This is a genomic window from Oricola nitratireducens, assembly GCF_014904745.1.
Lineage (GTDB): Bacteria > Pseudomonadota > Alphaproteobacteria > Rhizobiales > Rhizobiaceae > Oricola > Oricola nitratireducens.
Genome location: NZ_JACZCS010000010.1, coordinates 106,777 through 132,754 on the forward strand (window position 1 = coordinate 106,777; position 25,978 = coordinate 132,754).

At 65.1% G+C, this 25,978-nt stretch carries 20 protein-coding genes; 9 read left to right on the plus strand and 11 right to left on the minus strand.

From position 1 onward, the window contains the following. Positions 1 to 202: 202 nt before the first annotated feature. Entirely contained in the window at positions 203 to 532 is a 330-nt protein-coding gene (locus tag IG169_RS07040) for a hypothetical protein (protein WP_193175468.1), read from the minus strand. A gap of 4 nt (positions 533 to 536) precedes the next feature. On the opposite strand from IG169_RS07040, the gene IG169_RS07045 reads away from it, so the two are divergent. Continuing rightward, on the plus strand, positions 537 to 2,411 hold the full coding sequence (locus IG169_RS07045; protein ID WP_193175469.1) for a hypothetical protein: 1,875 nt from the start codon (positions 537 to 539) through the stop codon (positions 2,409 to 2,411). 58 nt (positions 2,412 to 2,469) lie between these two features. Next, positions 2,470 to 2,925, plus strand: a complete 456-nt coding sequence (gene ybiA / locus IG169_RS07050) for a riboflavin biosynthesis intermediates N-glycosidase (protein WP_193175470.1) — start codon at positions 2,470 to 2,472, stop codon at positions 2,923 to 2,925. A 13-nt stretch (positions 2,926 to 2,938) separates the two neighbouring features. On the opposite strand, the gene IG169_RS07055 is transcribed toward ybiA, so the two are convergent. Then, positions 2,939 to 4,591, minus strand: coding sequence for a lipoyl protein ligase domain-containing protein (locus IG169_RS07055; protein WP_193175471.1), 1,653 nt, complete (start codon positions 4,589 to 4,591; stop codon positions 2,939 to 2,941). 206 nt (positions 4,592 to 4,797) lie between these two features. Beyond that, complete coding sequence (gene parC / locus IG169_RS07060) at positions 4,798 to 7,080, minus strand: DNA topoisomerase IV subunit A (protein ID WP_193175472.1); 2,283 nt, start codon at positions 7,078 to 7,080, stop codon at positions 4,798 to 4,800. Between the two features lie 182 nt (positions 7,081 to 7,262). Here parC and IG169_RS07065 point away from each other — a divergent pair, with 182 nt between their 5' ends. Further along, positions 7,263 to 8,684, plus strand: a complete 1,422-nt coding sequence (locus IG169_RS07065) for a putative bifunctional diguanylate cyclase/phosphodiesterase (RefSeq protein ID WP_193175473.1) — start codon at positions 7,263 to 7,265, stop codon at positions 8,682 to 8,684. On the opposite strand, the gene galE is transcribed toward IG169_RS07065, so the two are convergent. Next, complete coding sequence (gene galE / locus IG169_RS07070) at positions 8,644 to 9,651, minus strand: UDP-glucose 4-epimerase GalE (RefSeq protein ID WP_193175474.1); 1,008 nt, start codon at positions 9,649 to 9,651, stop codon at positions 8,644 to 8,646. The two genes, IG169_RS07065 and galE, sit on opposite strands and share 41 nt — an antisense overlap. Before the next feature lie 113 nt (positions 9,652 to 9,764). Here galE and alc point away from each other — a divergent pair, with 113 nt between their 5' ends. Next, positions 9,765 to 10,781 (plus strand): allantoicase, encoded by a 1,017-nt coding sequence (alc, locus tag IG169_RS07075; RefSeq protein WP_193175475.1) that lies wholly within the window; start codon positions 9,765 to 9,767, stop codon positions 10,779 to 10,781. 29 nt (positions 10,782 to 10,810) lie between these two features. Here the strand turns inward: alc and IG169_RS07080 are convergent, their stop codons facing one another. Further along, complete coding sequence (locus IG169_RS07080; RefSeq protein ID WP_193175476.1) at positions 10,811 to 12,001, minus strand: pyridoxal phosphate-dependent aminotransferase; 1,191 nt, start codon at positions 11,999 to 12,001, stop codon at positions 10,811 to 10,813. A 77-nt stretch (positions 12,002 to 12,078) separates the two neighbouring features. After that, the gene (gene mscL / locus IG169_RS07085) at positions 12,079 to 12,492 is read right to left on the minus strand and encodes a large conductance mechanosensitive channel protein MscL (protein WP_193175477.1); all 414 of its coding nucleotides are present in this window, start codon (positions 12,490 to 12,492) and stop codon (positions 12,079 to 12,081) included. A 174-nt stretch (positions 12,493 to 12,666) separates the two neighbouring features. Here mscL and IG169_RS07090 point away from each other — a divergent pair, with 174 nt between their 5' ends. Further along, positions 12,667 to 16,173: a PAS domain-containing hybrid sensor histidine kinase/response regulator gene (locus tag IG169_RS07090; protein WP_193175478.1), complete on the plus strand. Its 3,507-nt coding sequence runs from the start codon at positions 12,667 to 12,669 to the stop codon at positions 16,171 to 16,173. Positions 16,174 to 16,193: 20 nt separating this feature from the next. Here the strand turns inward: IG169_RS07090 and IG169_RS07095 are convergent, their stop codons facing one another. After that, the gene (locus tag IG169_RS07095; RefSeq protein ID WP_193175479.1) at positions 16,194 to 16,862 is read right to left on the minus strand and encodes a response regulator transcription factor; all 669 of its coding nucleotides are present in this window, start codon (positions 16,860 to 16,862) and stop codon (positions 16,194 to 16,196) included. A 91-nt stretch (positions 16,863 to 16,953) separates the two neighbouring features. After that, the gene (locus IG169_RS07100) at positions 16,954 to 17,271 is read right to left on the minus strand and encodes a DUF1475 family protein (protein WP_193175480.1); all 318 of its coding nucleotides are present in this window, start codon (positions 17,269 to 17,271) and stop codon (positions 16,954 to 16,956) included. Positions 17,272 to 17,402: 131 nt separating this feature from the next. Between IG169_RS07100 and IG169_RS07105 the strand changes: the two genes are divergently transcribed. Beyond that, positions 17,403 to 18,392, plus strand: a complete 990-nt coding sequence (locus tag IG169_RS07105) for an alpha/beta hydrolase (RefSeq protein WP_193175481.1) — start codon at positions 17,403 to 17,405, stop codon at positions 18,390 to 18,392. Here IG169_RS07105 and IG169_RS07110 read toward each other — a convergent pair. The 3 genes from IG169_RS07110 to IG169_RS07120 all read right to left on the minus strand — a co-directional run bounded on the left by IG169_RS07110 (position 18,382) and on the right by IG169_RS07120 (position 20,534). Continuing rightward, complete coding sequence (locus IG169_RS07110) at positions 18,382 to 18,876, minus strand: lytic transglycosylase domain-containing protein (protein ID WP_246717198.1); 495 nt, start codon at positions 18,874 to 18,876, stop codon at positions 18,382 to 18,384. The genes IG169_RS07105 and IG169_RS07110 overlap by 11 nt on opposite strands. Positions 18,877 to 18,996: 120 nt before the next feature. Further along, the gene (locus IG169_RS07115; protein ID WP_193175483.1) at positions 18,997 to 19,764 is read right to left on the minus strand and encodes an N-acetylmuramoyl-L-alanine amidase; all 768 of its coding nucleotides are present in this window, start codon (positions 19,762 to 19,764) and stop codon (positions 18,997 to 18,999) included. Then, on the minus strand, positions 19,761 to 20,534 hold the full coding sequence (locus IG169_RS07120) for a J domain-containing protein (RefSeq protein WP_193175484.1): 774 nt from the start codon (positions 20,532 to 20,534) through the stop codon (positions 19,761 to 19,763). The genes IG169_RS07115 and IG169_RS07120 overlap by 4 nt, the downstream gene beginning before the upstream one ends. Positions 20,535 to 20,643: 109 nt before the next feature. Between IG169_RS07120 and IG169_RS07125 the strand changes: the two genes are divergently transcribed. From IG169_RS07125 to IG169_RS07135, 3 genes are all read left to right on the plus strand, one after another. Beyond that, positions 20,644 to 21,528, plus strand: coding sequence for a DMT family transporter (locus IG169_RS07125; protein WP_193175485.1), 885 nt, complete (start codon positions 20,644 to 20,646; stop codon positions 21,526 to 21,528). A gap of 7 nt (positions 21,529 to 21,535) precedes the next feature. Beyond that, on the plus strand, positions 21,536 to 22,213 hold the full coding sequence (locus tag IG169_RS07130; protein ID WP_193175486.1) for a YdcF family protein: 678 nt from the start codon (positions 21,536 to 21,538) through the stop codon (positions 22,211 to 22,213). A gap of 84 nt (positions 22,214 to 22,297) precedes the next feature. Continuing rightward, positions 22,298 to 25,936 carry a hydantoinase B/oxoprolinase family protein gene (locus IG169_RS07135; protein WP_193175487.1) on the plus strand — a complete coding sequence of 1,213 codons (3,639 nt, stop codon included), beginning with the start codon at positions 22,298 to 22,300 and terminating at the stop codon, positions 25,934 to 25,936. The last annotated feature ends 42 nt before the right edge of the window (positions 25,937 to 25,978 follow it).

Consider the following 25,978-nt stretch of genomic DNA (forward strand, 5'->3'; position numbering starts at 1 on the left):
CGCGATACGTCGCCGCGGCGGGACTGGCGGGTGCCAGCCCTGCGCGTTCAGCATTCGAAACCGATTACCAGATCGCGTCGCCCGCCCGCAACGCCACATCTCGCAATCGGGTGGATTCGCGTCCGCGCGGCAATATCCGCAAATGCAACGCTAGCGTGTAATCGATCACAGACGGAGATCACCGGCAAAGGAACAATGGCCATCACGGAAGGGACAATTTCCACACCAGATGCAAAAAAGGAGTTCCAGTGATGTCAATGACCAGCCCCAGGCAAAGGCCGCAGCCGCCCGGACGCCGTTTATCCATTGGCCGTTCGATCCTCGGTTCCTCGCGGGCCTTCATCAGGAAACAGCTGGCCCCCGCAGCATGGGCTTTGGGTGTCGCCGGAATGATGGCGACGCCGGCCGCGGCCGACGCTCCGATCTTCAGCAGTATTGCGATCGGAGGCGCGCCCGGCTCCGATACGATTACCGTCGAGCAGGAAAACGACATGTGGACGCGGATTTCCGATGATGAGCGGAAAATATCCATCTACATGTCCATCGAGACGTCCCGCGGCTATATCGAGTTCTATCGTGTCGGCCGCAACCTGACCGACGGCGCCGTCCGCGGAATCTTTTCGACCTACACCGAAGGCAACACCGGGAACCCGATAGAGACCCCTATCGATTCACGGCGTTCAGTACGCGGTTCGATGAACATCTTCATCGGCGAGCATACCAGACTCAATCCCACGGACGAGCAGGCAATCGTCAATCGTTGCAATTCCAAGTGGACCGAGACCGAATCGGGCCATTCGTTCACCTACAACCTGCCGCTGGCGATCCATGCGGATGCCAGGGAGCATCGGCGCAAACGCTTTCCGCCCCAATATGGCGACGTCTATGTCGGGTATGGCGACTCTACCCGGGCACGAGCGACCGGTTTCGCGCCCGTTCAGGTGAAATGCCTGGGCAAAAGCAAACCCACTCTGGACGATGTGGCCGAAGATCAGGGCCTGCACTTCGATCACGGGGCGATGAAGGTCAACGACATCAGGATGACGCTGACCACCTATTCCAACGCCTATACCGAGCCGACGCCGGGCACGAAGTGCAAGAAGGCGAAGCTCAGGGTGACGATGGAGACCAACCAGGAAGGGCCCCTCTCCTTCAAGCTCTGGAAGCAGCGCGGCGACGGCGCGATCAAGAACGAGACGGTGAACGTGACGGCCCATCACGAAGACGGCCGCTTCTTCGCCGTTCACGAGCGCTGGATCGCGGTCGAGAAAACGACGAATGTGCAGTTCAACGCCCGCGACCTCGTCAACGAGACCTTCAACCACGAAACCGGCTGGAAGGACATCACCCTGCACTGCACCGGGGCGGGCGGCGAAGGCTTCGCAAACCCGGCCGGCGATGACGACGACAACACGCCGGATATCGCGTCTTTCGAGGGACATTTCCAGTTCATCGACAATGGTCCCCTCGCCGACCGGTACACATGCCCGCGCGACGCCAAGGCGCTGGTCTGGTTCGATGCGCCGAAGGCCGACAATATCCACTATTCGCTGGATTGCGGGGCACTCGGCAATTTCTCCGGCGTGTTGCAGCCCGAGAAGATCGCCAGCAGCCATTACCGCGCCGGCAAACTGATAAAATTCGAGCTGTCCGACACCATCGAGGCCGGTTGCACTCTGCGCACGGTATCCCCTGGAGATCCGGTCGACCATGCGTTTGCCGCGCATACGTTCCAGTGCGCCAAGACGGCGGGTCACTCGAGCGACATCGGCGGCCTGACCGGCGGCCAGGACAACCCCGGCGGGGACATCCCCGCCCCGCGTCCGAAACCGAAGGTCAATCCGGCCGTCGGCGGCGGCGTGGGCGGACTGGTGGCCGAGCCGAACCCGACGCATGCGCCGGCTACCGCCTCGGACGATCCGGCACGCACGAATCCGACACCTGCAAAGCCGCAAATCGTCTGCAAGGGCGGCAAGCTTTCCAAGGGCAAGTGCACCTGCGGCCAGAACAAGATCCGCAAGCAGATCGGCAATCGCGCCTATCAGTGCCTGGCCGTCGCCAAGCCGCAGGAGAAGAAGAAGCCGGTCCGCGTCACTCCCGCTCCGAAAAAAGCCAAGCTGGTCTGCAAGGGCGGCAAGGCGAGCGGCGGCAAGTGCCGGTGCGGATCGAACGCCAAGCGGATCAAACTCGGTGCGAACAGCTTCGCCTGCCAGAAGAAGCAAGCCGTGCGCACCACCGTCAAGCCGGCGAAGAAGGCGATACAGTCGAAGCGGGTCAGCCCGAAGCCGAACAAGCAGAAGCTGGTCTGCAAGGGCGGCAAGGTTAAGGGCGGCACGTGCCGGTGCGGCAAGAAAAAGGTCGCCAAGAAGCTGGGCGCGCGCAAGTTCGCCTGCGTCGCCCGCCGCGGCTGAGCGAACGAATGAACCGGGCCGCACGCGGCCCGGTTCAACCAATCAGGAAAGAACCGTCATGTCTCCCCACTACCCGCGCGACACGATCTATTTCTACGCGCAGACCGACGCGTTTTCGGAGTTCTCGAACTTTGCGCCTTATGGCATCGCGATGGATGGCGTCTGGTGGCGCACCGTCGAGCACTATTTCCAGGCGCAGAAGTTCCACGACGAAGGCTACCGGGAGCGCATTCGCCTCGCCAATCGTCCCAAGGACGCGAAGGCCCTGGGGATGACGCGGGCCATTCCGCTGCGCGCCGACTGGGAAGAGGTGAAGGACGACATCATGCTGCGGGCGGTGACGGCGAAATTCGAGACGCACGATAAGCTGGCGCGACTGCTGCTGTCGACCGGCGAACGAATGATCGTCGAGAACGCGCCGATGGACGGCTACTGGGGATGCGGTCCCGACGGCAGCGGAGAGAACAAGCTCGGCCGCATCCTCATGACGGTTCGCGACCAACTCAAAGCATAGGCTCCCGGCGCGGTCAGCTCCCTGCCCCACCCTTGGCGCATGAACACGACTTGCAGCCGCCGCCGGCGACCAGATCGTGATGGCGTTCGCCCACCCGGGGCGCGGCGCCCGTCAGGCAGGGGCGGCGCGACGCTTCCTGGGCGGGGACCCTGGCCATGACCTTCCTGACGGCGTCGAGGTCAAGCGCCGCCTCGGCGGTGAACTTGCCGGCATAGGCGAGCTGTTCTTCCTTCAGCTCGTAGCAGGTGGCGCCTTCGATATCGAGCAGCACCGCATCCATGCCGGAGTCGCGGAACGCATGATGGCGCTTCAAAAAGAATTCGCCGCAGCACATCCCGACATAGCTTTCGACGCCCTGCGCCTTCATGTCGTCAAGCGTATCGGCGAGATGTTCAAAATTGGTGATCGTCACCACTTCCATGTTGCGCTCGCGCGCCATGAGATAGGCGTCGCCCACCTCGCATTTGCCGCATTCGACGCAATCCATGGTGTGACGCCACTTGCACCAGCTCGGCTTGGCGCAATAGGGCACGAGCATCACGCTGGCGCGTTCCAGCGCGTGCGCCGGATCGGTATTCTGCCCGGCCAGCATCAGGCCGGAGGTCTGTTCCGGGGTCAGCCCGAGCCATTCCTGCATCGACCATTTCGACGCCGCGCGGGCGATCAGCCTGACCAGATCGCCGGCCTCGAAGCCCGCCATGTCGGGCGCTTCGGCGGCGAGCCATGCGTCCGCCGCCGCGGCGAGATCGGAGACGGTGCTGCCGCAAAGATGCCGCGCCAGCCGGGGCAGCGTCTCAGCCGGAGACAGATGGCCGTCGGTCGCAAAGCGAACGTCGGAGGCGATATCCTCGGCGCCGATCCCGAGCAGCACCCTGAGCGTCGCGCCGGCCACCTTGTCCTTGGTCTCGAAGCGGGCCTCGCCGAGGCCCCAGGGAAGTTCGGCCGGCGGTTCGGCGGTGAGCGGACCGTCCAAGCCGGTCACAAACGGCCTGCCGAGGCGGGCTTCGGCTGCGGCGACAATCGATTGCGCGACGTCGGCGGTGCGCGGCAGCCGACCGAGCACTTCCTCCAGCGAGGTCATGCGCTCCTTGGCATGTTCGAGCCCGGTCACGGTCAGCTTCTCGGTCGGCACCAGCAACGCCTGCATCGCGGATTTCAGGTCGAGCCTCAGGATGATGCTGACGCCGAGCAGCGCCGTGCCGCCCTTCCCGGCCAGGAAGACCGAGGCGATCTTCTGGCGGCCCGCGACCTGCAGGTCGTTCGGCGGCTTGAATTCGGTTTCCACGCCGATCCGGGCAAGCGCGTCGGCGACAATCGCCGCGCCGGCCTGCAGCCGGCCGGCGAGGTTCGGGCCGAGAGCGGCGGCCGGCAGGACGAGGCTGACGCCCAACTGGCCCTCGTCAAGATAGAGCGCGCCGCCCGCTGTCGCGCGCCGCACCACGTCGACGCCGGCGTCGGCGCAATAGTCGCGCCGCACCTCGTGCTCGAAAGTCTGGTGGCAGCCGATCGAGACGGCAGGGCGGACTTGGTGGAACAGGATGCGGTCGGGGCTATCGCCCGCGGCATGCGCGGCCAGCAGGGCGCGGTCGCGCGCGACGGCCTCGGCGGCGGTCAGCGACCCGGCCAACCCGAACAGCCCGTCTTTCGTCTCGACGTGAACGTTCATCTCCTCCGTACCTCCTGACACATACTGAAATTAGCATGTGAAGGTGTCAATGGAAGATTGGATCCTCGGGACAAGCCCGAGGATGGCGGCTGAGAGCGGCGCGCCTGCCGGGGCGGGCCCCGCTGCCTCCGGCAGCTCCCGCCCGTTCGAAACCTGCCGTTGATTCACCGGATCATCGGCTTGCCGCTACCGCGGCAACCGGTTCCTCACCCAAACCGCCCATTGCGCGGGAAGCCCTTGGGCACCATGCGGCCGGCGCTTGCGCGCACGCCCATCCATTCGGCGAGGTCTTCCCTGCCCTTGGTGAAGTTGCGGCCCGAGGCATCCTGCCAGGTCAGGCCCTCGGCGAGGGTGAAGACGCGCAGGTCGGCGATGCCGCCGTCCTTGTATCTCTGCAGCCGGACGCCCTTACCGCGGGTCATTTCCGGGATCTGTTCGAGCGGGAAGATCAGCAGCTTGCGGTTTTCGCCGACGGTGGCGACATGGTCGGCCGCGACCGCACCGTCGGCGCCGGCCGGCAGCGGGATGCACAGCTTCGCCTCGTCGGGCATCTTGACGTTCATCACCTGCTTGCCCTTGCGGGTGTTGGCGACGACGTCAGCCTCGGGGACAACGAAGCCGTTGCCGGCGCCCGAGGCGACGATCAGCTTGCCCTTCGGCCGGTGGACGAAGGCGGAGACGATGTCCTGGTCGTTTTCCATGTCGACCATGATGCGGATCGGCTCGCCGTGGCCGCGCCCGCCCGGCAGCTTGTCGGCGCCGAGCGTGTAGAACTTGCCGCCGGTGGTGAAGACGAGGATCTTGTCTGTCGTCACCGCGTGGAAGGCGAGCTGCAGTTTGTCGCCCTCCTTGAAGGTGAGCGTCGACATGTCGGCGAGATGGCCCTTCATGGCGCGCATCCAGCCCTTCTCGGAGACGACGATGGTGACCGGCTCCTTCTCGATCATCGATTGCGCGACGGCTTCGAGGTCGATCTCGGCGGCCTCGCCGAAGGTGGAGCGGCGCGCTCCCAGTTCGGTGTCCTTGCCGAACTTCTTCTTCACGTCCTCGATCTGCCAGGCGATCGTCTTCCACTGCGCCTCCTCGGAGGCGAGCAGCTTCTCGATGCCCTCCTTTTCGGCGGTCAACTCGTCGTGCTCCTTGCGGATCTCGACTTCCTCGAGCTTGTTCAAGGCCCGCAAGCGCAGGTTCAGGATCGCCTCGGCCTGCACCTCGGTCAGGTCGAAGGTCTCGATCAGCTTCGCCTTCGGCTCGTCCTCGAAGCGGACGATGCGGATCACCTCGTCGATATTGAGATAGGCGATCAGGAAGCCGCCGAGCACCTCGAGACGCTTCTCGATGATGCCGAGGCGGTAGCGGGAGCGGCGCAGCAGCACCTCGCGGCGATGCTCGAGCCATTCGCGCAGCACCTCGCGCAGGTTCATCACCCTCGGCACGATGCCGCCGGCCAGGACATTCATGTTGAGCGAGATGCGGGTTTCGAGCTCGGTCAGCTTGTAAAGCGACTCCATCAGGATCTGCGGATCGACGGAGCGCGACTTCGGCTCCAGGACGATGCGGATGTCCTCGGCGCTCTCGTCGCGCACGTCCTCGAGCAGCGGGATCCTCTTGGCGATCAGCAGTTCGGCGATCTTCTCGATCAGCCGCGACTTCTGCACCTGGTAGGGAATTTCGGTGACGACGATGACGTAGCCGCCGCGCCCGGTGTCCTCCTTCTCCCAGCGCGCGCGCACGCGGAAGGAGCCACGGCCGGTGGCGTAGGATTCGAGGATCGACGCCTTCGGCTCGACGATGATCCCGCCGGTCGGGAAATCCGGACCGGGGACGAATTCGACCAGCTTATCGATGGAGGCGTTCGGGTGCTTGATCAGATGCAGCGCGGCGTCGCAGAGTTCGGCGGCGTTGTGCGGCGGGATCGAGGTCGCCATGCCGACGGCAATGCCCGACGAGCCGTTGGCCAGAAGGTTCGGGAAGGCGCCCGGCAGGACGACCGGCTCGTCGTCCTCCTCGTTGTATGTCTTGCGGAAATCGACCGCGTCCTCGGTGATGCCCTCGAGAAGCAGGGTCGCCACCTCGGTCATGCGGGCTTCGGTGTAGCGCATCGCCGCGGCGTTATCGCCGTCGATATTGCCGAAATTGCCCTGCCCGTCGACGAGCGGATAACGCACCGCGAAATCCTGGCTGAGACGCACCAGCGCGTCATAAATCGCCTGGTCGCCATGCGGGTGGAACTTGCCCATCACGTCGCCGACGATGCGGGCGCATTTCTTGTAGGCTTCCTTGGGGTCGAGCTTGAGCAGCCGCATCGCATGCAGGATGCGCCGATGCACGGGCTTGAGGCCGTCGCGCGCATCGGGGAGCGCGCGGTGCATGATCGTCGACAGCGCGTAGGCGAGATAGCGTTCCTCGAGCGCCGACTTGAGGTCGATCGGCTCGACTTCCTTTCCGGGGCCGTCGCCGGAACCGGGCGGTGTGACTTGTTTTGACATGGAAACTCGTTAGCGGGGATGGCGATTCGCGGCAAGTCATGCAGGCCGCAAAGCCCCGGTTTTCCCGGGTTTCGGCGCTTTCCGGCGGCCGAGATTCATTAAGCTGCAACCGGTTCGAAAAACCAAGCGTTAAGGCAACGCTGCTATAGCTTGGTGAATTAGTCGCATAAGGGTACTGCGTAATGACCTATGCTGGCTCCGGCCTTGGTCTGCTCCCGGATGAACGTATCGATCTGTCGGAACGGCTCATCCGCAATGAAGAAGATAACGGAAAGTCGCTCACCGACCCGGTGACCGGGCTCGGCAATCTCCGCAGGATGAAGGTCAAGACCGACAAGCTGATCGAGCAGCGCGCCGACGATCCCGCGCCGTTCACGATCGGCATCTTCAACATTGACCGCTTCCGGCCCGTCAACGACCTGTTCGGCCGCAAGGCCGGCGACGAGATCCTCGCCCAGGTCGCCCTGCGGATTTCCGCCTCGCTGCCCGACGACGCCACGCTGGTGCGGATCAGCGGCGACATGTTCGGCATGGTGCTGCCGACCTGTTTCTTCGAAAAGGACGCCGAACGGCTGGGACGCCTGCTGAAGGAAGTCTTCACCGCGCCGTTCGATCTCGGCGAACGGACGGTGCGCATGTCGGCGACCTTCGGATTCTGCCAGTATCCGTTTGCCGGCAACAGTTTCGACGAACTCTTCGACAAGTGCGAATCCGCGCTTTACCTGGCGCGCAAATCCGGCCCGTCCAGCGTGCAGGTCTATACGCACCAGATGGCCGACGACATGCGCAAGCGCACCCGCATCGAACAGGCGCTGCGCAAGGCGATCGCGGCCGAGGAGGTCGAGCCGCATTTCCAGCCGATCGTCGAGATCGACACGGGCATCATCACCGGCTTCGAATGCCTTGCCCGCTGGACCGACGCCGAACTCGGCGAAATCTCTCCCGGGGTCTTCATCCCGCTTGCCGAACAGGCCGGCTTCATCGATTCCCTGACCAAACTTCTTTTCGTCAAGGCGATCGAATGCGCCAAGGAATGGCCGGAGCACATCTTCCTGTCGTTCAACCTGTCCTCCGTCCAGCTGATGGACCCGACCACGGGCCTCGCGGTGATGGCGATGCTGAGCAAGACGGAGTTCGATCCGCGCCGCATCGAGATCGAGATCACCGAGACCGCGATGATGTCGGATCCGGAGACCGCCGAGCGGATCATCGACGAGATGCGCGCCATCGGCATCCGGGTGCTGCTGGACGACTTCGGCACCGGACAGTCGAGCCTCGGGCGGTTGCGCGACTTCACCTTCGACAAGCTCAAGATCGACCGCTCCTTCATCGCCGCGCTTGGCGAGGGCGCGCAGCCGGAACATATCGTCAGGGCGATCCTGAACATGTGCGAGGCGCTGGATCTGGGCGTCATCGCCGAAGGCATCGAGACGGCCGAACAGGCGAAAATGCTGGTTCAGCTCGGCTGCACCACAGGCCAAGGCTACTATTTCGGCCGGCCGGCGGACAAGGACAAGACGCTCGCCTATTTCAACGACAGCGAGGTCGCCGCGGACGGGACGCTTACGTGCCGGGTGACGTCGCCAGGCTGTTGCGCCGGCTGAGGCTCTCTTCCCAGGCAAGCGCCGAGGACACGATTTCCACCAGATCGTCATGCGCCGGTTCCCAGCCGAAGGCGCTGCGCGCCGTGTCGGCATTGGCGACGATGGCGACGGCATCGCCGGCACGGCGCGCGCCGTAGCGAACGGGCAGCGGCTTGCCGGTCACCCGCTGGACGCAATCGAGCACCTCAAGCACCGAATAGCCGCGGCCATAGCCGCAATTGGCGATGATGCTGTCGGCGCCGGCGCGAAGCCGCCTGAGGGCGAGCAGATGGGCGTTCACGAGATCGGTGACGTGGATGTAGTCGCGGATGCAGGTGCCGTCGGGCGTCGGATAGTCGGTTCCGAATACCTCGATGCCGGCGCGCTTTCCGAGCGCCGCCTCGCAGGCGACCTTGATCAGATGCGTCGCTCCCCTGGTCGACTGGCCGGTGCGGCCCTTTGGATCGGCTCCGGCGACATTGAAGTAGCGCAGCGCGGTAAAGCGTAAATCATGCGCCTTGGCGACATCGGCCAGGATGATCTCGGTCATCAGCTTGGACATGCCGTAAGGCGAATCCGGATTTCTCGGCTGGTCTTCGGTCACCGGTTCGTCGCCGACCGAGCCGTAGACGGCCGCCGTCGAGGAGAAGATGAAATTGCGCACGCCGGTCTCGACCGCGGCCTCGATGAGCGTACGCGAATTGGACGTGTTGTTGCCGTAGTAGGACAGCGGATCGGCGACCGATTCCGGCACCACGATCGAGCCGGCAAAATGGATGATGGCGTCGACGCCGTTGTCGCGGATGATCCCGGTGACGAACTCCTTGTCGGCGATGTCGCCGACGCAAAGTTTCGCTTCCGGCGCGACGGCCCATTCGAACCCGGTCGACAGCCGGTCGATCACGACGACGTCCTCGCCGGCGTCGAGCAACGCCCAGACCATGTGACTGCCGATGTAACCCGCACCGCCGGTGACCAGAACCGCCATTGCCGCGCACTCCTTCTATGCGTGCATCGCGAGCCGTGATAATGGCTCGCATCGGGCAGCCGGGCCTCTGACCGACTGCCGCGCGAAAACTAATTGCCAAGGCTTAACACTCAATGGATATCTCGCCGGCTTCAACCCCCGAATTCGCCACTCGCTATCCCAATCTCGCATCCGCCGGGCTCGGCGCACGGATCGTTTCCGTCACCGACGACTTCTTCGCCGAGGCGCCGCGCATGCTCGCCGACGACGACGCGGTGTTCATCGCGGATAAATACGACGAAAACGGCAAGTGGATGGACGGATGGGAATCGCGGCGCAAGCGCGGTCCCGGACACGATCACGCGGTCATCGCGCTCGCCGCGCCGGCGGTCATCCACGGATTCGACATCGACACCAGCCATTTCACCGGCAACTACCCGCCGGCTTGCTCGATCGAGGCCTGCAACATGCCGTCCGGCAGCGAACCCGATGCCGACACGTCATGGCAGCTGATCGTGCCGATGACGCCGCTCGGGCCGAACAGCCACCATTTCGTCGCGCATGAAGACGCCAGCGTCTGGACGCATCTGCGCCTGAACATCTTTCCGGACGGCGGCGTCGCGCGGTTGCGCGTCTACGGGCTGGCGCAGCCTTCGGAACACGCCGCCGGCGAGGACTTCGACCTCGCCTCGCTGATCAACGGCGCGCGCATCGTCGGCTTCTCGGACGCCCACTACGGCAATTACCACCGCCTGCTGACCCCGACCGTTCCGAAGGACATGGGCGACGGCTGGGAAACGCGCCGGCGGCGCGAACCGGGCAACGACTGGATCATCATCGCGCTCGCCGCGCCGGGCCATGTCGAGCGGGTCATCGTCGACACGGCCTATTACAAGGGCAATTTCCCCGAAAGCTGCTCGATCGACGCCGCTTTCCTGCCGGACGCGCTCGCCGCCGGGCCGGACGCCGACGCGATGCTGGTGACGGCGTCGATGTTCTGGGAGCCGCTGATGGGACGCCAGCCGCTTCACGCCGACCGCGTGCACGAGTTCACCGACATTCCTGCGCACGGGCCGGTGACGCATGTGCGGCTCAACATCCATCCCGATGGCGGCGTCAGCCGTTTCAAGCTGTTCGGGCGCAAGGCCTGAGGCAAACCCGTCCGGCGCGCGAACGGGGGTCAGTTCCGCGCGCCGATATGGCGTTCGAGCCGCTCGGCCGCGGCCGCGATATGGCCGAGGTCGCGATTGAAGCAGAGCCTGAAAAACCCCTCACCGGACGGACCGAAGGCGCTGCCCGGCGCGAGGCCGACACCGGTCTCGTCGACGAGGCGTTTCGCCGTCGCCATCGAATCCGTAACGCCGTCGATGGCGAAGAACAGATAGAACGCGCCCATCGGCGGTGCGACGCGGACGCGGCCGGTCGCCTGCAAACGCGACATGACCATGTCGAGGGCTTCGGCCGCGCGGGCGCGCTGGGTCGCGATGAAATCGTCGCCACTGTCGAGCGCCGCCGTCGCGCCGCGTTGCAGGAATTGCGGCACGCCCGATGTCGAATATTGCACCAGATTCTCGAACATCGGCATGAGCGCCGGCGGCGCCTTGATCCAGCCGACGCGCCAGCCGGTCATCGCCCAGTTCTTGGAAAAGGAATTGACGTAGAGGATGCGGTCGTCCGGCGCCTGGACGTCGAGGAAGGACGGCGCGCGATGCCCCTCGCCATACCAGAACAGCGCATAGATCTCGTCGGCGATGATCCAGATGCCGTGCTTGCGGGCGATGGCGAGAATGGCGGCCAGCGTCTCGCGCGTCGCCGCCCAGCCGGTCGGATTGGACGGCGTGTTGATGAGCAGCGCCCGCGTGCGCGGGGTGATGGCGGCTTCCAGCCTGGCGAGATCCAGCGTCCAGCCGGTTTCGTGGAAATCGAGACCAACCGGCACGGCCTTGCCGCCGGCGATTTCCAGCGCGGCCGCGAAGTTCGGCCAGGCGGGCGCAAGATAGATGCATTCGTCGCCGGCGCCGGCAACCGCCTGGAGCGACAGCTGGACCGCCTGCATGCCGGACCCGGTGACGACATAATCCTCAGGCCCGGTCTCGACACCGAAATGGCGGGTGAAATAGCGCGCCAGCGCCTCGCGAAGCGGCGGAATTCCCTGTTGATATGTGTAGAAGGTCTCGCCGCCGAGCAGCGCCTCGGCGGCCGGCCGGGCGATGAATTCGGGCGTCGCGAGATCGCCCTCGCCGACCCAGAGCGGTATCAGCCCGTCGCGGCCGCGGGCATGATCGACCAGAGCGACGATGCCGCTCGGCGGCGCGTTCACCGCTTCCTTGCGCAGGGCAAAACCTTCGAGCGATCCGGCGGTCTGATTCATGATGGTTCCCGGGTAGAGAGGACAGAGAAAAACCCCGGCGAAACGGCCGGGGTTTCTCAACGTTCCACGCGCTTGGCCTATTTTTTCAACAGATCGCGGATTTCGGTCAAAAGCGCAACATCGGCGGGCGGCGCCGGCGGCGCTTCGGGGGCCGGTTCTTCCTTGCGGCGCAGGCTGTTCACCGCCTTGACCATCAGGAAGATGATCCAGGCGAGGATCAGGAAATTGATGACCTGGGTGATGAAGCTGCCATAGGCGAGAACGGCGCCCTGCTCCCTGGCCGCATCCAGGGTGCTCGCGGTGACGCCCGAGGCGAGCGGGACGAAGAAGTTGGTGAAATCGAACCCGCCGAATATCGCGCCGACGACCGGCATGATGACATCGTCGGTCAATGATTTGACAATGCCGCCGAACGCCCCGCCAATGATCACGCCAACGGCAAGATCCATGACATTGCCCTTGGCAATAAATTCCTTGAATTCATTGAGCATGGAAATTCCTCCAACTTGCTCGTTGTCGACAGGACCAGCCCCGCATTTGACGCAGATGCGCGGGATATACCAAAGTCGCGATATTGTTAATTCACAATAAATCGCTTTAAACAGAGGGATGTCGGGAAGTGTGCGGCCGTCTTGCCTGAATGACGATGCCGCACTGGAGGATCAATGCAGGGCGGCCTGATCATCGTCGTCGCGCTGGGCTATCTGGCGATCCTGTTCGCTGTCGCCGCCTATGGCGACCGCAGATCGCGCGGTGGCGCGTCCACCGCGCCGCGGCCGAATATCTACGCGTTCAGCCTCGCCGTCTATTGTACTTCCTGGACCTTTTTCGGATCGGTCGGCGTCGCCTCGCAGAGCGGCTTCCAGTTCTTCACGATCTATCTCGGGCCGATCCTGGTCTTCACCTTCGGGTATCGCCTGATCGAGCGCATGGTGCGGCTGTCGAAGGCCGAAAAGATCACCTCAATCGCCGATTTTCTGGCCTCGCGCTACGGCAAGAATGCCTGGGTCGCGGCGCTTGCGGCGGTTATCGCCGTCATCGGAACCGTTCCCTATATCGCCCTGCAATTGAAGGCGATTTCCGATTCGGTCACGCTGATGGTCAGCCATTACGACGTGTTCCTGGCCTACCAGTCGTCCTTCCATGTCGATATCTCGCTTGTCGTCGCGCTGTTCCTCAGCGTCTTCGCGATCCTGTTCGGAACGCGCCACGCCGACGCGACGGAGCACCAGGACGGCCTGATCCTCGCCGTGGCGCTGGAATCGCTGGTCAAGATCGCGGTCTTCATGCTGGTCAGCGTCGCGACCGTGTTCTTCATGTTCGGGGGCGCCGGGCCGATCCTCGACGCCATCCAGAACAACGACCGGGTCGTTTCGGCGATCTCCGCGGGCAGCAACGGCACGACATGGCTGGTGATGACGCTGCTCAGCGCCGCCGCGATCCTCGCCCTGCCGCGCCAGTTCCACGTCACCGTGGTGGAAAACCGCGCCGATGTCGAACTGCGGCGCGCCAGGTGGCTGTTCCCGCTTTACCTGATCGTGATCAACCTCTTGGTGCTGCCGCTCGCCGTCTCGGGCATGCTCAATCTCGACCCGCATGTCGCGCCCGACAATTACGTGCTGGCGCTGCCGCTGGCGGCGGGCCACGAGTTCCTGGCGTTCCTGACCTTCACCGGCGGATTGTCGGCGGCGACCGCGATGGTGATCGTCGCATCGGTCGCGCTGGCGATCATGATCTCCAACGACCTCGTCATGCCGCTCTTGCTGTGGCGGTTCGGCAACCGCTTGCGCACCGCCGCCGGCGACTGGACCAGCGTCATCCTGAACATAAGGCGCGTGTCGATCTTCATCATGCTGATCGCGGCATTCGCCTATTACCGCGCCGCCGCCAACACGACGCAACTGGCCGCTATCGGCCTGCTGTCGTTCGCGGCCGTTGCGCAATTCGCGCCGGCCCTGATCCTCGGCATGTTCTGGCGCGGCGCCAATGCGCGCGGCGCAATCCTCGGCATGGGCGGCGGGTTCGTCGTGTGGGCCTACACGCTGCTGCTGCCGACGCTGCTCGGCCAGGACACGCCGTTCATCCAGAACGGCATTTTCGGCGTCGGCATGTTGAGGCCGCAGGCGCTGTTCGGCATCGAGGCCGAGCCGCTCAACCACGGCGTCTTCTGGAGCCTGCTCGTCAATGTCGTGCTGCTCGTCGCCGGATCGCTGTCGCGCGCGCAATCGCCGCTGGAGCGGCTGCAGGCGATCACCTTCGTGCCGCGCGACGCGCCGCAGGGCGTGAAGATCCGGCGGTTCCGCACGACGATCACCATCGACGACCTGAAGGGCACGCTGGGGCGCTATGTCGGCCAGGCGCGCACCGAGCGCGCCTTCGCCGCCTTCGAGGAGCGCGAGGGTCGCGCGCTCGACGGACGGCAGATGACCGACATCTCAGTAGTGCGCTACGCCGAGCAGATCCTGGCCAGCGCCGTCGGCTCGTCGTCGGCGCGGCTGGTGCTGTCGCTGCTGTTCGAAAAGGACGGCGCGTCGTCACGCGAGACCGTGCAGCTGCTCGACGATGCGTCGGAAGCGCTGCAGCAGAACCGCGACCTCCTGCAAATGGCGCTCAACCAGATGGATCAGGGCATCTCGGTGTTCGACAACAACCTTCGGCTGACCAACTGGAACACCCAGTTCCGCGCCCTGCTCAGCCTGCCGAGCGAGATGGGCCAGTTCGGCTTTCCGATCAAGATGATCATGGAGCGGCTGGTCGACGACAACCAGATCGACGAGGCGATGGCGTTCGAGGCCGTCGACAACATCACCTCGTTCAAGCGCGCCTGGCAGTTGCCGATGAAGCGCGGCGGGCGGATCCTGGAAATCCGCTCCAACCCGATGCCGGACGGCGGCATCGTCGTCACCTATACCGACATCACCGGCCGGGTCGAGGCCGACGAGGCGCTGCAGCGCGCCAAGGAAAGCCTGGAACACCGGGTCGCCGCGCGCACCGCCGAACTGATGAGCGTCAACCGCGAACTCGCCCGCGCGCAGGCGCTCGCAGAGGAGGCCAATCTCGGCAAGACCCGTTTCCTCGCGGCCGCCGGCCACGACATCTCGCAGCCGCTCAACGCCGCCCGGCTCTACACGTCCTCGCTGGTCGAGCGCACCGCCGCGAAAAGGACCAAGGACCGCGAGATCGCGCTGAAGATCGACTCCTCGCTGCAGGCGGTGGAGAGCATCATCGGCGCCGTTCTCGACATTTCGCGCCTCGACGCCGGCGCGATGACGCCGAGCCCGTCGGTGTTCTCGCTCGGCGACCTGCTGGCGCAGGTGAAGACCGACTTCCAGCCGCTCGCCGACGAGAAGGGTCTGGAATTCGTCGTCGTGCCGTCGTCCACCGTGGTGGAATCGGACCGCAATCTGTTGCGCCGCCTGATCCAGAACCTGGTTTCCAACGCGCTGAAATACACCAGGAGCGGCAAGGTTCTGGTCGGGGTCCGGCGCGACGGCGACGACGCGCTGATCTGCGTCTGCGATACCGGGATCGGCATCGCGTCGAAGAAGGCAAAGGCGGTGTTCCGCGAGTTCGAACGCCTGTCGGAGGGCGCGCGCATCGCCAGCGGGCTCGGCCTCGGCCTTTCCATCGTCGACCGCATCTCGCGGGTGCTCAACCTGTCGATCGAGATGACGTCGAAGCTCGAAAAAGGCACGATCTTTTCGGTGCGCATCAAGCGTTCGCCGGCCGTCCTGATCGCCAAGCCGGCGCGGATCAGCAAGGCATCGGCGGCGCGCCAGATGCTCGCCGGCATGACCGTCGCCTGCATCGACAACGACGAAACGATCCTGTCCGGCATGACGGTGCTGCTGGAGGGCTGGGGCGCGAAGGTGATCGCGGCGCCGACACAATCGGAACTGATGAAGCGCATCGCCGATTCGGGAACCGTGCCGAACGTCATCATCGCCGACTATCACCTCGACGACGAAAACGGCCTCGACGTCATCGCGGCCATCAGGGCACGGCTCGATCCGGAGATGGACGCGATCCTGATCACCGCGGACCGGTCGGCGGAACTGCGCGACGCCGCCGCCAATGCCGACATCCAGCTTCTCAACAAGCCCCTGAAACCGGCGGCACTGCGCGCGCTGCTGGCAAGCGTCTCGCCCGACAGGGTGGTGGCTGCGGAATAGAGCTCAAAAGCCCGGACAGATCAGTCCTGATCCTCGCGCAGCATGTCGGCGCCGATTTTCGACAGCAGGATCACCGCCTGGGTGCGGCTGTCGACATTGAGCTTCTGCAGCACGGCGGAGACATGCGCCTTGATGGTCGCCTCGGAGACGCCGAGTTCATAGGCGATCTGCTTGTTCAGAAGACCCTCGGCCAGCATGCCGAGCACGCGCGCCTGCTGCGGCGTCAGCGTGCGCAGACGGCGGATCAGTTCGCCGATCTCCGGATCGTGCTCACTGCCGAGATTCATGTCATCGGGCAGCGCGATCTCGCCGGCAAGCACGTCGGCGACGCCCTTGCGGATCGCGTCCGTGCGCGCGGATTTGGAAATGAAGCCGGACGCGCCGAGCTCGATCGAGCGGCGCACCGTCGACACGTCATCCGTGCCCGAAATGACGATCACCGGCACGGAGGGATAGGCGGCGCGCACCGAAACCAGTGCCGAAAGGCCGCTGGAGCCGGGCATGGACAGGTCGAGCAGAACGAGATCGGTGTCGGCGTCGGCGGCGAGCGCCGCCATGGCCGAACCGAAGTCCTCCGCCTCGCTGACGACCGGCGGTTCGAAGTCGTCGCCGAGCGGAATGCTGATGGCGGACTTGATCGCGTCCCTGAACAAGGGATGGTCGTCCGCTACCAGTATGTGTACCGCCATCGCCGCACTCCCCCGAATCGTCCGCGCGCCACATCTTCTACTTTAGGCGATTATGACGGGGCCAGGGCACATGCTGTCAAGGCGATGGCTCTCATCTTGCCCCGCCGCCGGCCAGATTGCGGTTCATATGCGCCGGAAAACGGACAACGAACCAGATTGCCGTCCAGATATTGCCGAGAAAGGGAATCGGCGCAATCCACAGCGCCGCGCGCCAGTTTCGTTCGAACGCCGCGATGACGAGCGACGAGAGCAGAAAGCCGAAATAGAGATCGGCGAGCGTCACGATGCCCCAGGGATCGCTCGTCAGAAAGCGCCCCGCCGCCCGGAAGTCGCCGGCGAAAACCGCCCATGCGACGAGGGCCGCCAGGGCCAACCCGGCAAGGACAAGGATGGCGCGCAGCAGGGTCATGGAAATCTCCGTGGGTTGCTTGCCGCCGCGCCGATCCGGCGTTGGCGCGAGCCTCTCCCGCGTGATACGCCGGTTTCGCCCGACTCGATCACAACGCCCGCAGAAGAATTTTGGCCGACAGGGGAATTTCGATGGCATATCCCGGCAACCCGCAATGGCCCGGCGCGGAGGTTTTCTCCGAAGAGGCGATCGCTCCGGAAGTGCGTGAGCACAACGCCGCGATCCTGGACCGGCTGACGAAGGCGCCCGACATCTGGCGGTTCTCGCTGCCCGACATCCGCACCGCGCGCGCGGCCGGACGCGGGTCGTTTCCGACCTGCCCGCCCGACCCTCATGCCGAAATCTACATGGCCGATGGGCCGGGCCACGACATTCCGCTGCGCGTCCTGCATCCGCGAACGCGCAAGGCGCGCGGCACCTATCTGCACATTCATGGCGGCGGCTGGGTGATGGGCACGCCGTCGGAAAACGACGACCGGATGCGCCGGCTGGCGGAGAATACGGGCCTCGTCACCGTCTCGGTCGACTATCGGCTGGCGCCCGAACACCCCTACCCCGCGGCGGCCGACGATTGCGAGGCGGCCGCGCTGTGGCTGATCTCGTCGATGGGCCACGACATTCCGCGGCAGTTCCTCGCGATCGGCGGCGAATCCGCGGGCGCGCATCTTTCAGCGGTGACGCTGTTACGCCTGCGCGACCGGCACGGCTTGTGGCCGTTCCACGCGGCCAATCTCGTCGCCGGATGCTACGACCTCGGCGGCAGTCCGAGCGTGCGCAACTGGGGCAGCGACAAGCTGATCCTGTCGACGCGCGACGTGTTCAAGTTCACCGAAAATTTCCTGCGCCGTGACGAGGACACCCGCGATCCGGACGTCTCGCCGCTCTATGCCCGTCTCGACCGGATGCCGCCGGCGCTGTTTTCCTGCGGCACAAGGGACCTCCTGATCGACGACACGCTGATGATGGCGCAGCGCTGGCATGCCGCCGGCAACGGCGTCGAACTCGGGATCTATCCCGGCGGATGCCACGTCTTCCAGGGCTTCCCGACGGCGCAGGCCGAGGAAAGCCTTGCCCAGATGGACGCTTTCCTCAATGCGATGATCGACGAGATTAATCGATGAGCTCGGCGACCTTGTCGCAATAGGCCCTGGAAACCGGGTTCATGCGCTTGGCGCCGTGGCCGGCATTGTATTTCAGGATCGTTCCGCAGGTCGTCCCGCCGGCGAGCTTGTAGGCGCCGCCGAGATACCGCATGCCGTATTCGATGTTGGTTTCCGGATCGTAGAGGCCCTTGGCCGATCCACGGTATCCGACGCCGCGCGCCGTGGCGAGCTTCAGCTGCATCAGCCCGATTTCGCCCGCCGACCCGCGCGCGTCGGCGCGGTACTTGCTTTCCGTGAAGATCACGGCATGCGCGAGTTCGACCGGAACGCCGTATTCGGCGGCGTATTTCCTGACGATCCTGTTGTAGGGTTTTTCCGTATTCTTTCCGGTCTCGGCCGTGTTGTAGGCCATCGGCTTGATGCCGGAGGATGAGGTGGTCTGGCAACCGGCGGCAGCCAGCGACAAAAGCACGATCGTGCCCATGACGGTGTATTTCGACATTGTGGTCCGTTTTGAATGTTTCGGATGGCCGCGCTGATTCGTGCGAAAAAGTGGCAGGGGTCCGGCAATCCGCATCACTCTTTGTGAGCAGGTGCAACATTTCTGTTATTTGCAATGTCTTCAGGCGTATGCGGGCAGTGTCGAAAGCAGCCTGTGAAGTGTCGCAATCGACGAGGCGTCGGCGACGCCGTCGACGCGCGCCGGACGGAAATGGCGCTGGAAAGCGGCAATGCCGGCAGCCGTCGCCGCATCGAACTCGCCGGTGACCTGGAGACCGTAGCCGTAGAGCGCGAGCATGGATTGCAGCGCCTCGACCGGCTGGCCCCGGTCGCCGAGCGAGAAGAAGCGCCCGCCGCCGAGCGGTTCCGGATCGACCCAGTGGCCGACGCCTTCGGCGGCCAGTCCGGCCCAGGGGAACAGTTCTCCCGGATCGCGCTTGCGCCCCGGCGCGACATCGGAATGGGCAAGTACGCGTTCCGGCACGATCGCATGGCGCGCGACGATGCCGCGCGACAGCGCGATCACGGCCTCGATCTGGCGATCCGGAAAGGGCGGCAGGCCGAATTCGTGGCCGCCATTGACGATCTCGATGCCGATCGAGCGCGAATTGATGTCGGTCTCGCCCTTCCACCGGCTGCGACCGGCATGCCAGGCACGCATCGCTTCCGGCACCATCTGTACGATGCGGCCATCCTCATGGACGATATAGTGGCAGGAAACCTCGCTTTGCGGGGCGCAGAGCCAGTCCTCGGCGGCGGGCCCGCTTTCCATGCCGGTATAGTGCAGCAGCAGGATATCGGCCGGCTTGCCGTCGCGCCGTTCGCCGAAATTCGGCGAGACGCGGATTTCGGCGCCGTCGTGATCGGGCGCGAAACTCACGTCGCTCATCCGCGCTTCGAGCCCTGTTTCGGCGCGGTTGCGGACGGCGAACCGGTTTCCATTTCACCCGGAGCCGCCTTGAGCCCCGGCTCGATCACCTCCCAGGCGTCGTTGATCGCGGCGATGCGGTCGTTGGCGATCTTGACGAATTCCTCCGGCAGGCCGCGGGCCATCAACTGGTCGGGATGGTTCTCGCGCACGAGCTGCAGGTAGCGGCGGCGCGCATCGGCGTGGGAGACGCCGCGCTCGAGCCCGAGGATGCGCCAGGGATCGCGATGTCCCCTGTCGACATGGCGCGCGGTGACGCGCTCGAACTCGTTGCCAGATATCCCGAATATCCCGGCGACATCGGTCAGGAAATCGAGCTCCTTGCGGTGGATCACGCCGTCGGCCTTGGCGATGTGAAACAGCCCGTCCAGGACATCGATCAGCAGCGGGCAATCGGGCGCGCCGGTGCCGCACAACCCGGCGACCTGATGCGCGTAGGCGCGGTAACCAGCGACATCCTGTTTCGCCAGGTTGTAGAGGCTGGCGACGCGCCTGGCGTCATCGGCGGGAATCTCGAATATCTCCCGGAACGCGTCGACCTCGTCATTGGTGACGATCCCGTCGGCCTTCGCCATCTTGGCCGAAAGGGCGATCATGGCGATCGAGAAAGCAACGCGCCGGCGCGTCGCCGGATCGCCGGCAAAGACCGTGCGCACGGTCTCGACGACGCCCGAGAACGCGGTGGTCGCCTTCGCGGTAACGAAATCGGATATGCGGACCCAGATCGACATGGACTTTCCATAATGGATCGGATTTCGATTTGTAAGAGCGGTTGCGCAGGGAGCCGTTGCCGTGCAACGTCGGCGCCTGCTTTCCAAATTCCCCCCATTCTAGCGCAAAATGTCTCCTTCGAACCGCAATATTCCGCTCGGCTACGCGCTCGGCTTTGTCGGCGTCGTCATTTTCGGCGGCACGCTGCCCGCGACCGTGCTGGCGCTCGCATCGTTCGATCCGCTGTTCATCGCCAGTTCGCGGGCCTCCGTGGCGGCGATTCTCGCGGCGGTCGTGCTCGCTGTGCGCGGCCGGCGACTGGCGCGGAGCGACTATGCGAGCGTCTTCGGCGCGGGCCTGATGGTCACATTCGGTTTTCCCGCCTTCTCGTCGCTGGCGATGCAGAGCGTGAGTGCGAGCCATGGCGGCGTCGTGCTGGGCATCCTGCCGCTGGCGACGGCCGTCTTTTCCGCGCTGATCACCGGCGAACGTCCGGGAAAGGCGTTCTGGGCGTGGTCGGTCGCCGGCGCGGCGCTGGTGATCTGGTTCGTGACCGGGCGCGACGATGGCGGCCGGTTCGGCGTCGCGACAGGCGATTTCTGGCTGTTTGCCGCGGCCCTTTCGGCGGCGGTCGGCTATGTGATCATGGGCCGGCTGTCCGGCCGGATGCCGGGATGGGAAGCGATCTGCTGGGTTCTCGTCGCGACCGCGCCGATCAACTTCGTGCTGACAGCCTTTCTCTGGCAAGACCGTTATCTTCATCCCGCCCCGATCTCGGCAGTGGCGCTCGGCTATCACGCGCTGTTTTCGATGTTTCTCGGCTTTTTCGCCTGGAATGCCGGGCTGGCGATCGGCGGGATCGCGCGCGTCGGCCAGGTGCAATTGCTGCAGATCTTCGTGACGGTGGCGCTTTCGGCGGTGCTGCTCGGCGAAGCGGTGACCGCGCGCACGATCCTTTTTGCCGTCGCCGTCGCGGCGACCGTCTGGTTCGGCAGGCGGGCGCGGATCTCGTGAGAACGCCATGAGCGCACCTCCCGAAGCGAATGCCGAGGATCTCCGCGCGGCGGAAGTGTTGTGGGACTATCACTGCATCTACGAACCGCCGCGCCAGGCCGATGCAATCGTCGGCCTGGGCAGCTACGACCTGCGCGTCGCGGACTGGTGCGCCGACCTTTACGAATCCGGCTTTGCGCCCGTAATCCTGTTCACCGGCGCGGCGGGAAACTGGACCGCCGGTCTCTATGCCGGGAGCGAGGCGGCGGCATTCCGGGACCGGGCGCTGGAGCGCGCCGTTCCGCGGGGCGCGATCCTGCTTGAGGAACGGGCGACAAATATCGGTGAGAACTTGCGTTTTTCGTCCGCGTCTCTTCCTTTCGCCCGGACCGTGATCCTCGTGACGAAACCGCAAACGCAGCGCCGCGTTCTCGCGACGGCCGAGCGGCAGTGGCGAAAGGTCGAGGCGATCGTCACCGCGCCGCTGCACGGATTTATCGACCAGCCGACGCCGCATCATTCGATGGAAGACCTGATCTGCGAGATGGTCGGCGACGTGTGGAGGATCAAGACCTATCCGACGCTCGGCTACCAGAGCGAACAGCCCCTGCCCGCCGATGTGAAGGACGCATTCGATTATCTCGTTGCGCGCGGCTTCACGCGCCACCTGCCCGCCGGTTACGAAGAGGACCTGCCCTCCGGGTGATGACAGGTGCGGTCCGGCGAGCGCCGAGGGTTGCCCCTGCCCGATTTCTCCGTCACAAAACCGGCTCACACCGAGGAGTTTTTCATGACCGACAGATGGGATTTCTGGATCGACCGCGGCGGCACCTTCACCGACGTTCTGGGCGTTGACCCGGCGGGCAAGATCCATCCCTACAAGCTGCTGTCGGAAAACCCGGAGGCCTATCGCGACGCCGCCGTTCAGGGCATCCGCGACCTGCTCGGCGTGCCGAAGGGCCAGCCGGTGCCGACGGTCAGGATCGGCACGGTGCGGATGGGCACGACGGTCGCCACCAACGCGCTGCTGGAGCGCAAGGGCGACCGCACGCTGCTGCTGATCACCAGGGGGTTCCGCGACGCGCTGCGCATCGCCTACCAGGCGCGGCCGGACATCTTCGCCAAGGAAATCATCCTGCCCGAGCAGCTTTACGAGCGGGTGATCGAGGTGCCCGAGCGGGTGCTCGCCGACGGCACGGTGGAGGTCCCGGTCGACCTCGCCGCCGTCGAGACCGACATACGCGAGGCCTATGACAAGGGCATCCGGGCCGTCGCGATCGCCTTCATGCATGCCTGGGCGTGGCCCGAACACGAGCTGGCGGCCGAGGAAATGGCCGGGATGATCGGCTTCACCCAGATCTCGGTGAGCCACAAGGTTTCGCCGCTCGCCAAGCTGGTCGGGCGCGGCGACACGACGGTGGTCGACGCCTATCTGTCGCCGATCCTGCGCCGCTATGTCGACCAGGTCGCCAGCGAACTGGGCGTCTCGGACGCGCCGGGCGGCACGCGGCTGCAATTCATGATGTCGTCGGGCGGACTGACGGCGGCCGATTTGTTCCAGGGCAAGGACGCGATCCTGTCCGGTCCGGCGGGCGGCGTCGTCGGCATGGTGGAGACCGCAAAGGCCGAGGGCTTTTCCGACGTGATCGGCTTCGACATGGGCGGCACGTCGACCGACGTCGCGCATTATGCCGGTTCTTACGAGCGCGCCTTCGACACGGAGGTCGCGGGCGTGCGCATCCGCGCGCCGATGATGCGCATCCACACGGTCGCCGCCGGCGGTGGCTCGGTCCTGCACTACGACGCCGGGCGCTTCCAGGTCGGGCCGGATTCGGCCGGCGCCAATCCCGGCCCCGCCGCCTACCGGCGCGGCGGCCCGCTGACGGTGACCGACGCCAACGTGATGACCGGCAAGCTCGACCCGGTGCATTTCCCGGCGATTTTCGGCCCCAACCAGGACGAGCCGCTGGACGCCGAGATCGTGCGCGAAAAATTCCGCGAGCTGGCCGACCGGGTCGGCGACGGGCGCACGCCGGAGGAAGTCGCCGAGGGCTTCATCACCATCGCGGTCGAAAACATGGCCAACGCGATCAAGAAGATTTCCGTACAGCGCGGCTACGACGTGACCGGCTATGCGCTCAACTGCTTCGGCGGCGCCGGCGGCCAGCATGCCTGCCTCGTCGCCGATGCGCTCGGCATGAAGGCGGTGCTGATTCATCCCTATTCCGGGCTGCTGTCGGCCTATGGCATCGGCCTGTCGAAGACCTATGCCTCGCGCCAGCACGCGCTGGTGGAAGCGCTCGGGGAGGACAGCCGCGAGGCGATTGACGGGTTGATCGCCGATCTCGAGGCCGAGGCCGTCGACGAGCTGACCGGACAGGGCATTGCGGCGGACGGGATCGCCACGCAGCCGGTGCTGCATCTGCGCTATGACGGCACCGACACGACGATCGAGATCCGCTATGACGGCAAGGACCTCGACCGGGCGGCGAAGGATTTCGAGGCCGCGCATATGGCGCAGTTCGGCTTCACCGACCCGTCGCGCAAGCTGATCGTGGAAGCCGTCGGCGTCGAGGCGTCGGAGAGAATTCCCGAGCATTTCGAGAGCGGCAGCGACACCGGGCCCGACCGGCGCGACCGCGATGCCGAGACCACCCAGCGCATCTTCACCGGCGGGGAACACCAGGACGCCGGGCTCTATCTGCGCACGAAATCGGCGCCCTCTCCCCTGGTTCCGGGCGACCGCGTGCGCGGCCCGGCGATCATCGTCGAGGACAACCAGACGATCGTCGTCGAACCCGGCTGGCAGGCCGAGGTTAGCGGCCACAACCAGATCCTGATGACGCGCCACGTCGCCAAGGCGCGGGTCGCGCCGATCGGCACCGAAGCCGACCCGGTGATGCTGGAGGTGTTCAACAATCTGTTCATGTCGATCGCCGAACAGATGGGCGTGACGCTGCAGAACACCGCCTCTTCGGTGAACATCAAGGAGAGGCTCGACTTCTCCTGCGCGGTCTTCGACCATACCGGCGCGCTGGTCGCCAACGCGCCGCACATGCCGGTGCATCTGGGATCGATGGACCGCTCGGTGGAATCGATCATCCGCCAGAACCCGACCATGAAGCCCGGCGACGTCTATGCGCTGAACGCGCCCTACAATGGCGGCACGCATCTGCCCGATATCACCGTGGTGACGCCGGTCTTCGATGAGGCGGGCAAGGAGATCCTGTTCTTCGTCGCCTCGCGCGGCCACCACGCCGATATCGGCGGCATGGCGCCGGGATCGGCGACGCCGCGCGCCACCCATGTCGACGAGGAAGGCGTGCTGATCGACAATTTCAAGCTGGTCGAGAACGGACGCCTGCGCGACAAGGCGTTCATCGAGCTTCTGACCGACCATCCCTGGCCGGCGCGCAATCCGAGCCAAAACCTTGCCGACATGCGCGCCCAGATCGCCGCCAACGAAAAGGGCGTCGCGGAATTGCGCAAGATGGTCGCCCATTTCACCCTGCCCGTCGTGCAGGCCTATATGGAGCATGTGCAGGACAATGCCGAGGAAAGCGTGCGCCGCGTCATCGACGCGCTGTCGGACTGCGCGGCCGACTATCCGACCGACAACGGCCAGACGATCAAAGTGAAGATCACCGTCGACAAGACAAGGCGCGAGGCGACGGTCGATTTCACCGGCACCTCGGCGATGGAAAAGAACAATTTCAACGCGCCCGAGCCGGTGGCGCGCGCCGCGGTGCTGTATGTGTTCCGGCTGATGGTCGAGGCGAATATCCCGATGAATGCCGGGTGCCTGCGCCCGATCAACATCGTCATCCCGGACGGCTGCATGCTGAAACCGAGCTACCCGGCCGCCGTCGTCGCCGGCAACACCGAGACGAGCCAGCACGTGACCAACTGCCTGCTCTACGCGCTCGACGCGCTGGCGCATGCGCAGGGCACGATGAACAACCTCACCTACGGCAATGCCCGCTACCAGAATTACGAGACGATCTGCTCCGGCTCTCCGGCCGGCCGGATGAACTCGGGCCGCGGCTTTGCCGGCGCGTCCGGGGTCCACACCCACATGACGAACACGCGCATGACAGATCCGGAAATCCTCGAAATGCGCTATCCGATCGTGGTCGAGGAATTCTCGATCCGGCAAGGCTCCGGCGGCAAGGGCAAGTTTGATGGCGGCGACGGGACGCGGCGGATGCTGCGCTTCATGGAAGACATGGAATGCGCGATCCTGTCGGGCCATCGCACGATCCCGCCGAAGGGGCTCGACGGCGGCGGCGACGGCGAATGCGGCAAGACCGAGATCCGCCGCCTCGACGGAACGCTGGAAAAGCTGAAACATTGCGACCAGACCAGCGTGAAGGCGGGCGAAGCGGTGATCGTCACCACGCCGACGCCGGGGGGATATCAGGCGGAGTAGACCTCAAAACAAGAGAGATTGCATTTTCTCTTCATATCCCGT

Excerpts from the sequence above, each read along its gene's own strand:
- IG169_RS07040 (WP_193175468.1), bottom strand. The coding sequence starts at position 532 with ATGGATATTTTCCGCTCATCATCGGAAATCCGCGTCCACATGTCGTTT.
- IG169_RS07045 (WP_193175469.1), top strand. The coding sequence starts at position 537 with ATGTCCATCGAGACGTCCCGCGGCTATATCGAGTTCTATCGTGTCGGC.
- ybiA (WP_193175470.1), top strand. The coding sequence starts at position 2,470 with ATGTCTCCCCACTACCCGCGCGACACGATCTATTTCTACGCGCAGACC.
- IG169_RS07055 (WP_193175471.1), bottom strand. The coding sequence starts at position 4,591 with ATGAACGTTCACGTCGAGACGAAAGACGGGCTGTTCGGGTTGGCCGGG.
- parC (WP_193175472.1), bottom strand. The coding sequence starts at position 7,080 with ATGTCAAAACAAGTCACACCGCCCGGTTCCGGCGACGGCCCCGGAAAG.
- IG169_RS07065 (WP_193175473.1), top strand. The coding sequence starts at position 7,263 with ATGACCTATGCTGGCTCCGGCCTTGGTCTGCTCCCGGATGAACGTATC.
- galE (WP_193175474.1), bottom strand. The coding sequence starts at position 9,651 with ATGGCGGTTCTGGTCACCGGCGGTGCGGGTTACATCGGCAGTCACATG.
- alc (WP_193175475.1), top strand. The coding sequence starts at position 9,765 with ATGGATATCTCGCCGGCTTCAACCCCCGAATTCGCCACTCGCTATCCC.
- IG169_RS07080 (WP_193175476.1), bottom strand. The coding sequence starts at position 12,001 with ATGAATCAGACCGCCGGATCGCTCGAAGGTTTTGCCCTGCGCAAGGAA.
- mscL (WP_193175477.1), bottom strand. The coding sequence starts at position 12,492 with ATGCTCAATGAATTCAAGGAATTTATTGCCAAGGGCAATGTCATGGAT.
- IG169_RS07090 (WP_193175478.1), top strand. The coding sequence starts at position 12,667 with ATGCAGGGCGGCCTGATCATCGTCGTCGCGCTGGGCTATCTGGCGATC.
- IG169_RS07095 (WP_193175479.1), bottom strand. The coding sequence starts at position 16,862 with ATGGCGGTACACATACTGGTAGCGGACGACCATCCCTTGTTCAGGGAC.
- IG169_RS07100 (WP_193175480.1), bottom strand. The coding sequence starts at position 17,271 with ATGACCCTGCTGCGCGCCATCCTTGTCCTTGCCGGGTTGGCCCTGGCG.
- IG169_RS07105 (WP_193175481.1), top strand. The coding sequence starts at position 17,403 with ATGGCATATCCCGGCAACCCGCAATGGCCCGGCGCGGAGGTTTTCTCC.
- IG169_RS07110 (WP_246717198.1), bottom strand. The coding sequence starts at position 18,876 with ATGTCGAAATACACCGTCATGGGCACGATCGTGCTTTTGTCGCTGGCT.
- IG169_RS07115 (WP_193175483.1), bottom strand. The coding sequence starts at position 19,764 with ATGAGCGACGTGAGTTTCGCGCCCGATCACGACGGCGCCGAAATCCGC.
- IG169_RS07120 (WP_193175484.1), bottom strand. The coding sequence starts at position 20,534 with ATGTCGATCTGGGTCCGCATATCCGATTTCGTTACCGCGAAGGCGACC.
- IG169_RS07125 (WP_193175485.1), top strand. The coding sequence starts at position 20,644 with ATGTCTCCTTCGAACCGCAATATTCCGCTCGGCTACGCGCTCGGCTTT.
- IG169_RS07130 (WP_193175486.1), top strand. The coding sequence starts at position 21,536 with ATGAGCGCACCTCCCGAAGCGAATGCCGAGGATCTCCGCGCGGCGGAA.
- IG169_RS07135 (WP_193175487.1), top strand. The coding sequence starts at position 22,298 with ATGACCGACAGATGGGATTTCTGGATCGACCGCGGCGGCACCTTCACC.